Source organism: Arthrobacter sp. UYCu511 (genome assembly GCF_040547105.1).
Classification (GTDB): domain Bacteria; phylum Actinomycetota; class Actinomycetes; order Actinomycetales; family Micrococcaceae; genus Specibacter; species Specibacter psychrochitiniphilus.
Genome location: NZ_JBEPPB010000002.1, coordinates 153,263 through 164,666, shown reverse-complemented (window position 1 = coordinate 164,666; position 11,404 = coordinate 153,263). Strand labels below are relative to the sequence as shown.

General features: G+C 57.7%; 9 protein-coding genes. 1 reads left to right on the top strand and 8 read right to left on the bottom strand.

The features are described 5' to 3' along the window. Positions 1 to 189 precede the first annotated feature (189 nt). From ABIB48_RS04075 to ABIB48_RS04040, 8 genes are all read right to left on the bottom strand, one after another. Positions 190 to 1,602 (bottom strand): NAD-dependent succinate-semialdehyde dehydrogenase, encoded by a 1,413-nt coding sequence (locus ABIB48_RS04075; RefSeq protein WP_110105079.1) that lies wholly within the window; start codon positions 1,600 to 1,602, stop codon positions 190 to 192. A 37-nt stretch (positions 1,603 to 1,639) separates the two neighbouring features. Next, positions 1,640 to 3,256, bottom strand: a complete 1,617-nt coding sequence (locus ABIB48_RS04070; protein ID WP_110105078.1) for a zinc-binding metallopeptidase family protein — start codon at positions 3,254 to 3,256, stop codon at positions 1,640 to 1,642. A 44-nt stretch (positions 3,257 to 3,300) separates the two neighbouring features. Continuing rightward, positions 3,301 to 4,947 (bottom strand): thiamine pyrophosphate-binding protein, encoded by a 1,647-nt coding sequence (locus ABIB48_RS04065; RefSeq protein ID WP_354212215.1) that lies wholly within the window; start codon positions 4,945 to 4,947, stop codon positions 3,301 to 3,303. An 11-nt stretch (positions 4,948 to 4,958) separates the two neighbouring features. Beyond that, positions 4,959 to 6,692: an amidohydrolase gene (locus ABIB48_RS04060; RefSeq protein WP_245932057.1), complete on the bottom strand. Its 1,734-nt coding sequence runs from the start codon at positions 6,690 to 6,692 to the stop codon at positions 4,959 to 4,961. A gap of 39 nt (positions 6,693 to 6,731) precedes the next feature. Further along, positions 6,732 to 7,775: a C-terminal binding protein gene (locus ABIB48_RS04055; RefSeq protein ID WP_110105076.1), complete on the bottom strand. Its 1,044-nt coding sequence runs from the start codon at positions 7,773 to 7,775 to the stop codon at positions 6,732 to 6,734. Further along, positions 7,765 to 8,532 (bottom strand): amino acid ABC transporter ATP-binding protein, encoded by a 768-nt coding sequence (locus ABIB48_RS04050; RefSeq protein ID WP_110105075.1) that lies wholly within the window; start codon positions 8,530 to 8,532, stop codon positions 7,765 to 7,767. Before ABIB48_RS04050 ends, ABIB48_RS04055 begins: the two co-directional genes overlap by 11 nt. 32 nt (positions 8,533 to 8,564) lie before the next feature. Continuing rightward, positions 8,565 to 9,302 carry an amino acid ABC transporter permease gene (locus tag ABIB48_RS04045; protein WP_110105074.1) on the bottom strand — a complete coding sequence of 246 codons (738 nt, stop codon included), beginning with the start codon at positions 9,300 to 9,302 and terminating at the stop codon, positions 8,565 to 8,567. A gap of 109 nt (positions 9,303 to 9,411) precedes the next feature. Then, a complete protein-coding gene (locus ABIB48_RS04040) occupies positions 9,412 to 10,257 on the bottom strand; it encodes a transporter substrate-binding domain-containing protein (RefSeq protein WP_354212214.1) in 846 nt (281 codons plus the stop codon). Positions 10,258 to 10,482: 225 nt separating this feature from the next. Between ABIB48_RS04040 and ABIB48_RS04035 the strand changes: the two genes are divergently transcribed. Beyond that, the gene (locus ABIB48_RS04035) at positions 10,483 to 11,400 is read left to right on the top strand and encodes an Lrp/AsnC family transcriptional regulator (RefSeq protein ID WP_110105072.1); all 918 of its coding nucleotides are present in this window, start codon (positions 10,483 to 10,485) and stop codon (positions 11,398 to 11,400) included. Positions 11,401 to 11,404 lie beyond the last annotated feature (4 nt).

Here is an 11,404-nt window from a genome sequence, read left to right as displayed (position 1 = left end):
GAAACACCCCAATTACAAAAAAGCCGTTGACTGGTGCCGGATTTGTGCGCCCCGTACGGGCCGCGACTGTGCAACTTGGGCGGTGTCTGTCCACTGAGGCGCAGCAGGTGCCATCCACTCCCTAGCTTCCGCCGCAACAGAGCTTTCGTCAACCATTGAGCGGGGGAGAATGCTTTCCAGCGCAGCAGTTCAGCTGGTCGCAGCCACGTAGAGCAATTGTTTATTCACAAATTCTTCCATCCCCAGAGGACCCAGTTCCCGCCCGAACCCGGATCGCTTCACCCCGCCAAACGGCATGCCTGCCCCTTCCCCTCCAGCGGTATTGATGGCCACCATTCCGGAATGGATTTGCTGGGCCACGGCCAATGCCTGCTCTGTGTCAGTGCTAAAGACAGCCCCGCCTAAACCGAACTCAGAATTGTTGGCGAGTGCCACAGCCTCGGCTTCATTTGAGACCTTGTAGACGATTAAAACAGGGCCAAAAAGCTCTTCCCCGAATGCCCTCATATCTGCTGTGACGCCGGTCAAAACCGTCGGTGCCAAGTAGTGCCCGGGTCGGTCCGCCTGAAAACCACCTGCATGAAGAACCGCGCCTTTTTCCGTGGCGTCATTAATTTGGTTCAGCAGTCCAGTAACAGCGGCAGCTGAAGACAGCGGAACATACGTTCCGTCCTCTTCTAGTTCGGGTGAACCAGGCTGTAATGCTTTGGCTTGGTCGGCTAATTCCTGGACAAACTCATCGTAGAGCTCATCCATAACGATGATCCGCTTGTTGGAATTACATGCCTGACCAGCATTTTCCATCCGGGTACTGAATGCTGCCCGGGCGGAGGCCGCCACATCAGCGCTGGAAAGGACAAGGTACGGGTCCGAGCCACCCAATTCCAGTACCACCTTTTTCAGATGGCGCCCGGCGGTTTGGGCCACGGCAGCCCCGGCCCGTTCGGAACCTGTCAGGGACACGCCCTGGATGCGGGAGTCCGCGATGATACTTTCGATTTGTCCATGTGTGGCGAACAAGTTGATGTAGGCGCCAGCCGGGAGGCCGGCGTCGCGCATGAGCTGCTCAATAGCTAGAGCAGAGCGCGGGCAGTTCTCTGCATGCTTGAGAATGATGGTGTTACCGAGCATGAGGTTGGGGGCGGCAAACCGGGCTACCTGATAATACGGGTAGTTCCACGGCATAATCCCCAGCAATGGACCAACCGGCCGCTTTTGAATGACGGCGCGGTCACCGTTGATCGCTTTAATAGGTTGGTCCGCGGCTAAGCCAGGCCCCTCCTTGGCGTAATAATTAAAGATTTCAGCAGAATATTCCGCCTCACCCACGGCTTCAGAAAGACGTTTTCCCATTTCCTCGGTGACTATCGCTGACAACTCATCCTTACGTTCTAAGAAGAGTGCGCCAATGCGGGCAATCACGGCGGCACGTTCGGTTATCGGTACGTGCCGCCATGTTGTGAAAGCCTGCTCCGATGAAGCCAGGGCTTCCTGCACCTCAGTGTCCGTGGCCGTGAGAAACTCTTGGATCACGGCGCCGCTGCTGGGATTGGTTACCCTGTAGCGCAGAGTCTGGGTACTGGGTGCTGAAGTGTGAGACACGGGTGATCCTGTTCATCGGTGGTGGCTGGAAACGCTGCTATCTTGAGGTTTTGGGGTACCAGACTCGTTCGCCGTCGGGTGCTGCAGAGTAGTCAGGCCACGCGAACTCAGTGGGCGGCATGAAATCTGCTGGCAAGAGCACGGGCATGGGATCCTGCGCCACACGCGTGTCAAACTCACTCTTGGCCTGCTGCACAATTTCCGGGCGAGTGAGCAAATCTACGAATGTTCCGGCAATGGTTTTACCAGCAACGTCGATCGTGGGATCAATGGTTGCGGGGATGCCGCCCAGAGCGTTCATCACCCAGCCGGGATATGCGCCCTGACCTGGTGCTGGTTTCAACGCTGGACGCGAAACATAGAAGCGCACCGTGGGGGCATAGTGGGTCATCTCTACATAGTCGTCGCTGGTCCAGTTCTTTTGCCATGGAGCAAGATGCTCACGCAAAGCCGCTTCAGCGTCCTGCGGGCTGATCAGAGCCTCGCACTCGTCAAGGAACGGCCTGTCCATGGGCTCGAGTCCCAAGGTGCGCTGGATCTGCTGGGCTGCAGCAATGGCTTCTTCACCGTAAGAGGGAGCTCCAACACCTTCTAAGTTGTTGTACAGCGCTTGCGCCAGGACATGGTTGGTGCGGCCAGGGCGGTTGCGTGCCACCCACGTGGTGCTCAGCTTGCAGTGGGCCATGGCGGCGGCATGTTCTGCGTTGCGGTCAAGTACTGCCAAGACGTGGTCGGCCATTTCCAAGGTGGGGCAGCGCCAAGAGTACTGGATCTGTGCAATCCGGGCCGGCAGGTTATCGGCAGTGGCCTGGCCCTGAGTGAAAATGGCGTCGGACAGGCTCCACCCACCAAAGCTGGGCAGCATGGCGTCCTGCATGACGCGGGAGGAGGTGTACATGCTCATCAAGGCGACGTTAGCGCCGGGTGCACGGGCTGCCGAGTGTGACGCCGGGATGGGCGAGTTGGGATTCGCATTGAGCTGCCACGTCTCCGGCTCATCACAGATAAAGGTGTACACCTTGCTGTAGTAGCTACCACACTGGGTATCCCAGCGGGCAGTGTTGCACAGCGGCAGCATGTAAAACGGGTGGAAACTGACAATGGCGTCCACGCCGTCGTAGTAGCCTCTCAGGCCATGAACCACCTTGGATCCCTGCACTTTCTCGGCAGGTTCGCCCGTGTACTTCAAGGTTCCGGCGATTCCGTGTACTTCCATGGCGTGCTTGGTGCCGAGGAGGCCGGCCAAAGTGGAGATACCCAGTGCTGAGTGAGGGTCGGTGTGACCGGGTGCGTGCGGGCTCAGATCCTCGCGCGGGGACTGCTCGGTGGAGGCTGACTGACAATTCCCTGGCACGGCGTCGTACTCGGCATAAGTCAAAAGGACCGGACCGCCATCGCCGCAAGACCACTGGGCGCTGAAGGCAGTGGGCATGTCTGCGCTGCCAGCTTCAACGGTGAAGCCTTCGGCGCGTAGCAGCTCCACGTACCAGCTGGCTGACTTGTATTCGCGCCAGGCAGGTTCTGCCAGATCCCAAATGTGCTTGTGCCAGGTGGAGAGCCGGGGCATATTCTCGGTAATCCATTGTTGGGCGGTTGTCTTGGCCACCGCTGTCAGTTCGGGCGCTGCAGTCAAATGTGGAGATGCAAGTGTCATGGTTTTTCCTGATTCAGGCGTTGAAGGGAGAAGTTCCGGGGTATTTAGGATGCGGCGTTGAATAAACTCACAGGCACGTGCAGAACGTGCAATCCACGCCCCTGCAGTGCGGCGTGCAGGGTCGGTGCGAAATCAGCGGCGCGGGTGATGGCGTGACCGGTGCCGCCAAACGCGGTGGCAAGGGCTGCCCAGTTCGGTTGAACTAGATCCACACCCACAGCGGGGATGCCGCGGTCTGCTTCATTGGAACGAATTTCGGCATAACCGCCGTTATCCACACACACCACTACAAGATCTAGCCGCTGCTCCACGGCCGTGATGAGTTCTTGCACAGCAAACATGAGAGCGCCGTCGCCCACGATGCACACAACGGGACGTTCTGGAGCTGCGATCTTGGCTCCGATGGAGGCTGGGAGCCCGTATCCCAGCGTGGCGTAGGCCGGTGTGTAGAGGAAGGAGTGCGGGAATTCTTGGGGAATGAACGACGCCGTGCCCAGGTAGGTGATTTGCGAAGAGTCGCCGCCAACAATGGTGTTGGACGGCAAAACCGCGGCGGCTTCCTCAGCAATACGGCTTAACTCCGGAGACAACGCCCTGGCTTGGTTGCGCAGTTCTTCCCGGACCGGTGCAAGGTTGACAACGGGGCGCTCAGGGGAACCGATCTCATGGAGTAATTGAGTCACGATGGCGGCCGAGTCGCCAATGAGTGCGAGGTCAGAGGCGAGGTTTTTGTTGGCTTGGGAGGCAAGAATATCTACCCGGATGACGGGGCCACTAGGGGTGATATTCCCACCCCACAGTTCAGACTCACCCACTTTAGAACCGATCACCAGCAACACATCGGCACGGTTGCACAATTGCTGGGCGGCGGGGAGGCGGATATCAGAGCCCAGCGCCAGAGGATGGGATTCGGGAACTGCGCCTTTGCCGTTGAGAGTGGTCACCACGGGTGCCTGCAACGCTTCCGCCAGAGCCGCCAGTGCTGCTCCGGCGGGGATGGAACCGCCACCGGCTAGGATGACGGGGTTCTGCGCAGCCTTCAAAAGGTGCACAGCCGTTGCAAGGGATGTGGCATCCGCCTGGGCGCCTTGCCGGCGTGGCCGTGCCTGAAGCAAATCTTCGGGGCAATCGGAGAGAGACTCGAGGATGTTCAGCGGCACCTCTATATGGACCGGGCGTGGGCGGCCGTAGCGGAATATCTCGAACGCGTCATGGACGGCGGCCACAGCTTCCGTGGCGGAGTGAACTCGGCGGCTCCATTGAACAATGGCACCCGCTGCTGCCGTGGAATTCTTTGTCTCATGTAAAGAACCGATATCGGCAAATTCCTCACCCTCTGGTACGCCGGGGGAGAGGATGATCAGTGGACGGGATTCGCAGTAGGCAGTCCCGGCGGCGGAGAGGGCATTGAGAAGTCCAGGTCCAGAGGTGGTGATCACCACGCCTGGCAGTCCCTTTTGCTGGGCCCACCCGTCGGCGCCATATCCTGCGCCTTGCTCGTGGCGGGTTGTGACAGGGTGGATGCCCAAAGGGGCCAAATGGCGGTAGAACTCAAGGTTGTGAGTGCCGGGAATTCCAAAGATCGTGTCAATGCCGTAGTTGCGTAGCGTCTTGAGCACTGCATAGCCAGCATTGTTGGTGACCTGCACGTTGTCCTCTAAAGGGGTAATTGCCGTGGATTGGGTTTGCATGGTGTTCCTTCTTACGAATTCACGGTGTGAAGTGTGGGGGTACCTGTGGACTCGTGGCTTGCCGAGTCTGGCTCAGCCGTAAACTGGCACGTCCCATCGATCCAGGTTTGGAGCACGGTGATGGCTGAAATTTCATGGGCGGCAGTACTCAAAGGATCACCTGTGAGGACAGCAAAATCGGCTTTCTTACCCACGGTCAGTGAGCCCAGATCATCTTCGCGGCCCAAAGCTGTGGCGGCGTTGATGGTATGCCCGGCCAAGGCTTGTGCAACTGTGATGCACAAGTTATCCGGGCCCAGTTTGTGACCGTTGCGGGTGACACGGGTGACGGCGGCCTGAATGGCCTCCAGGGGGCGCGGCTCTGCCACCGGGGCATCGGAGCTGATAGTGACGGGTACTCCCGCTTCAATGAACTCCCCGAGTGGGTTGAAACGTTCCCCCGGGGTGCCAATAGCTTGCTGAACGCCTTCACCCCAGTTGTAGTAGTGCTGGGGTTGGTTGACGGGGCGGATCCCGGAGTGGGCCATACGGCTAATTTGTTCGCCTGTGGGTAAACCACAGTGTTCAATCCGGTGCCGGGCGTCTGCGTCGGGGCGCTGAACCAGCGCCGATTCTATGGCGTCGATGACCATTTCAATGGCGGTGGGAGACTGTGCATGGGTTGCTGTTTGCAGACCAGCCGCGTGTGCTTTCGCGATCAAAGCCTTGTACGCAGCAGGCTCATGGTAGAGCTGGCCAGTGCGGCAGGGATCGCCAACATACCCGTCAGGGAAGTAGGCGGTCCACCCACCGAGCGTCCCGTCAGCGTAGAGCTTGATGCCAGCAAAGCTTAACCGGGCATTGCCAAACTGTCCGTGCAAACCCATCTCAAGAGCGTCCTCTAGTAGGTGAGAGAGCAAGTACATACTGACCCGAACCTTGAGCTGGTTCTCTGCGGCCAAGCGAAGGTACATGTCGAATTCGCGGCGTGAAACTTGAGCGTCACCGATGCTGGTGACACCGCCGGAAAGGAAACTTTCCTGGGCGAGACCCAGCTGGCGTAAATGTTCGCCCGGTTCGTCAGCAAGGTGGAAGTTGGGTCCGTGGTGACCAATTTTGACGCCGGAGACACCGGTGAGGATGTTGCACGCTGCGTCGGAAAGTTCGCCGGTCAGTTCGCCGTTAGCGTCGCGGAAGAATTCCCCACCTTGAGGGTTGGGGGTCTCAGCAGTGACACCGTTGAGGGTCAGAGTGTAGGAGTTGACAACGCCGCCGTGACCAGAAGCGTTCATCAAATACACCTCCCGGTCCGTGGCCACGGCATCAAGTTCGTGGCGTGTGGGGTGACGACCCTCGAGAAGGTTGCGGTGTTCATAACCAAAACCGCGTACGGGCAGTCCGTTGGGGGTTTTTTCAGCAGCCTGCACAAGCAAGGCCACAATCTCGGGAATGGTTGTGGCTTGGGCCGGGCCACAATCCACCCAGCTCATCATTTGTCCATACATCAAAGGGTGCGCATGAGCGTCAATGAATCCGGGGACCACAGTGGCTGCGCCGAAGTCCCGGATTTCAGGTTCCTGGCTGCCGTGCAGTGCCGCTGTTTCACGGCATTCCTGGATGCTACCGACGGCAGCAATTTCCGAACCGATCAGCAGGAAGGCTTCCGCGCTGGGGTAGGAGGAATCCATGGTGTGGATGTGCTCGGCTGTAACAATGACAGGGCGGTGGCCGTACGGGCGGTGCTCGAAGGCGTTGAGTTTACGCAAAATCTTCTCTCCCAAGAATCGGGGGCGGTTGAGGATGAGCTAAAGCAATTCAAGAACGGGGGAGTCTGGGCGCCCTTGAGCCGCCCAAGAGAGTACGTTCTGGGCCTGTTGGCGAACATACTCAGCGTCCGTGAAATCGGAAAGGTAAGCCACATGGGGTGTGATGAGAATGCGCGGGTTACCTAGCAGTGGATGGCCGCTGACGGTGGGTGGTTCTTCGTCCAGCACATCCAGGCCTGCACCGGCCAAATGCTTGGCGTTGACGCTCTCACGCAAGGCCTGTGAATCTATCAATGCGCCCCGGCTGACGTTGATCAGGTAGGAGCCCTGTGGCATCTGGGCCAAGAACGCGGCGTCGACCATGCCTTCAGTTTCTGGGGTCAGCGGCATGTGCAAGGACAGCACCGTTGAGGTGGAACGCACTTCTTCTAAAGAAGTGCGCCGAATGCCGGCTGCAGCCAGCTGCTGTCGGATCACCGGAGTGTCCGGAAGGACGGGATCGTAGCCCACCACTTCGCCAAAAAGGGCGCCTCCGAGTTCGGCGAGTCGAGTGCCAATACGGCCCAACCCCAGAATTCCTAAACGGGTTTGACTCAGCCGTGGTGGGACGGTGGAATCACGGGCATTCCATTGCCCGGATTGCACTGCGGAACTGTAAAAAGTAAGGCCGCGAGTCAGGGAGAGGGTGAGTGCCAACGCGTGCGTTGCTACTTCCTCCGTGGCCGCGCCGGGAATATTGGTGACCCAAATTCCACGCTCACGTGCCGCCTCAATATCAACATTGTTAAAGCCCATGGACAGCAGCGCAATAATCCGCAGCGAAGGCATGGCATCCATCATGACGGCGGTTACTTCCGCGTAACCCACCAACAGAGCCGTAGCGTCAGGGGCTTGGGCCATGATTTGTGCAGAATCTGAGGTGTTGAGGTAGTCAACCTCGAATCCTCCTTCACGGAGCCGGTCTACACCGGCGCGGAAGTCGACGTCGTCCATGTCCGTGTAGACAGCACGCAGGGTCTTGTTCACTGACTCAACAGCGCTGTCAGATTCTGCAGCGATGGTTGTGGCGGTTCTAGTGGACATGGCTGAGGAACTTCCTCGTGCGCTCGTGCTGCGGATTGGTGAAAAATTCCTCAGGCTCGGCCTGTTCCACAATGACGCCACCATCAAAGAGGGTGACCTCGTTGGCTACACGCCGGGCGAAACGAACCTCGTGGGTAACCACGATCATTGTCATCCCAGATTCTGCGAGATTTTCCATGACTTCAAGAACCTCGCCGACCAGCTCGGGATCCAGGGCCGAGGTGGGCTCGTCAAAGAGCATGACTGAAGGATTCATGACCAAAGCGCGGGCGATGGCCACCCGTTGTTGCTGTCCACCGGAAAGTTCGGAAGGGTAGTGGTCAGCGCGGTTGTCCAAACCAACTTTTTGGAGCATATCCCGTGCCTGAATGCGTGCCTCGTGGTGCGAGATTCCCTTGACACTGGTCAGCCCCAACATGACGTTGCGAACTGCTGACAGGTGAGGGAAGAGGTTGAATCGTTGGAATACCATACCCACTTCTTGGCGCTGGATTGCCAGGGTCCGCTCGGATAGGTGCACTGATTTGCCTTTGTGCTCCCGGCTGCCAATTCTGCTTCCCTTGAGTAAAATCTGACCAGAATCGGCCGGCTCCAACAGGGCCATCAGGCGTAGCATGGTGGACTTACCCGAGCCGGAAGGCCCCAGCACGGCCTTGACTTGGCCCTTCTCAATGTCGAACTCCACGCCTTTGAGGACCTGGTTACCGTTATAAGTCTTGTGCAGGTCCCGGACTTGAAGGATGGGCTGCTGGGTCATTAGGGGCTCCTGGGAAAGTTGGGGTGCCGGCATCATGAGATCCCCATGGGGGCGGGGACAGTGGCTTCAGTGGACTTCTTGGACTTCGCGGACTTTGAGGTCCAAGCGAACTTCTTTTCCAAGAGACCCTGAAGAATGGACAGGATCGAGACGATCACCAGGTAGTAGACGATCGCGGCGGCATAGTATTCGGCGTAACGGAAGGTGATGTTCACTCCCACCTGCGCGGTGGTGAGCAACTCCCGCAAGGAGATCACGGAGGCCAGTGAGGAGTATTTGACCAGGCCGATGAACTCATTTCCGGTAGGCGGCAGTGCAATCCGAATGGCCTGTGGCAGCACCACCTTGACCATGACCTTGGCTGGGGACATTCCCAAAGCGCGTCCTGCGAGTCCTTGGCCATCATCAACACTGAGCAGGGCTGAACGGATGATTTCAGACATGAATGCTGCCTCTACCAAACCCAGACCCACGGATGCGGCGATGAACGGTGAGAACCAGTCGGCACGCAGGGCTGGAATGATTTGAGGCAGGGCGTTCCACATGATGAGCAGTACCAGCAAGGCGGGGATTGCACGGAAGAACCACACATAAAAGTGGGCTGGGGCTCGCAGGTACGGCTGTTTTGCCGTACGCCCGACGGCCATGAAGAAGCCGATAACTGTGGCAAGAATCAGCGAAACGATGGCCACCGCCACCGATAGGGCGGCGCCCCTCATGTAGTCAACGCTGACAAGTTGCGCGAAGAAGATATTGGAATCAAAAAGCATTGTCTATGCACTCTCGTGAGAATCGTGGGCTAGGCCCACTTCCAGGTGAGGACCGGCAAACACCATGGTTTGGTGCGTGAAAGCAGGGTAGAAAAAGGCGGAGATCCGCCTATTTGACGTCAACAATGGTTGGGTCAAGATCGTATTTTTTGGCGATTTCTGCCAAGGAGCCATCCTCTTTGAGGGCTTTGAACGCGGCAGCAATGGCCGGTGTCATGGAGCTGTCCTTCTTGGTGAAGACGCCGAAGGTGGTGTCGGGGTCAAAAACTTGGCTGGCCATTTCGAGTTTGCCCTTGTTCTGCGTGACCATGTAGGCGGCGGCCACATTAGTTTCAACGAGCACATCAGACTTGCCATTGAGAACAGCCAAGACGGTGTCCGAGGTCTTGGGATACTCGGAGACGATAGGGGCCCCCTTGCCAGCGGCCTTGCACTCTTCGCCCATCGCCTGAACCGTTGCTGCGTTGCTGGACGCGGCCTGCGCAGCTACCTTACGTCCACACAGATCGAGTTTGCTGGTGAGCTTACTGGCCAAAGCTGGTGCAGCAAGGGCTGCAGGGCCAGCGTTCATGATGGGAGCGGCGTCTGCTACTTCCAAACGTGCCGGGCTGGTGTATAGCCCGCCGAGGATGATGTCACAGCGTCCTGTCTGCAGTCCGGGCATCAGGCCGTCAAAGGAGGTCACCTCAAATTTGACCTTCACGCCCCAGTGGTCGGCAAGCGCTCGGCCAGCGTCGGCATCGAAGCCAACAATGTCTCCGCCGGAACCATCCGCGTAGTACTCAAGGGGAGGGTACTCCGGATCGATACACAGCGTGACTTGGCCGGCCTTGACGAGGTCTGCAGGGGTGTTGCTGTTTCCTGTTGCGGCGTCCCCCCCGGTAGAGGTTGAGCAGCCCGAAAGTGCTAGCAGGCTGATGGAGGCAGCAGCCGCAAGTTTGAAGAATTTCGCCATTGTAGTTCTCCTGGGAAAGGGGGAGCAGCACAGGTGATTGTGCTAGCAGGGTGTCTAAACGATTGTGTGACACGAAACACTCGTTGTCAACAAATTATTAGAATGTGAGACTCTTTGCCTTAAATCTGTGTGAGATTTTCAGTAATTGTTCGACAAGTCTTCCGTTATTGAGGTTTCTTGTTAATTATTTGACTGTTACCTTGCTGCAGCTGGTATAAAGAGTGAATGGATCAGATGGACAGAATGCTTGTGCAGCAGCTGCAAGCCGATGGGCGCGCATCATATAGTGACTTGGCTAAGTCAGTGGGAATCAACCGCACTCTCGTGGCCTCTCACGTGAACGAGTTGTTGGGTTCGGGCAAGGTGAAAGTCATTGCCGCTGTGCACCCACGAGTGCTGGGGCTGGAAGTGCTCGCTCACTTGGCCTTGAAAATTTCAGGCCCCAGTCACGACGTCCTGCGCCGGGTGGAGGCCCTTGACTCTGCTGTCTACATCTCAGAAACCACGGGTGCGCATCAAGTGGTGGCCGAGGTGCGGGTAAGCACCATGAATGAACTGTATGAGACTGTGGCCTTTGTCAGTGGGCTACCAGATGTCTCTTCCGTCAATGTTCTCCTGTACGAGAAGGTCATTCGCAGCCTCTTTTTAGGTGAAGAGCCGGTGCTAGAGCGGTTGTCCTTGGACCAGATTGACATTGATATTATGCGCATACTCCAGCAGGACGGGCGTCGGGGGTTTGCTGAAATTGGAGAAGCCATTGGTGTGTCCATGAGTACGTGCAGGTCCCGTGCGTTGCGACTTATTGATGCCAATGTGATGCAGATTGGGGCCATTACTCGCCGCGCCGGAATAAATGGGTCCATCGTCTTTGGCTGTGGATTGTCGCTCATTGGTGATGCGTCAGCAGACGTAGTGAACTTACTGGCTGACGTGGATGGCGTTGAATTCGTTGCCCGGACTATTGGCCGGTTCTCCCTAGTGGCCACCATTGCAGCCGACTCGCAGCAACAATACAACGAAATAGTTTCCCGGATCAGATCTTTGGCAGGGGTCAGGAGCATCGAAACTTGGCTGCACACGCGGATTGTTCAGGAACGGTATGAAGACACGCTTGACCAAGTGAGATCGCTGATCAACCGCTAGGCAA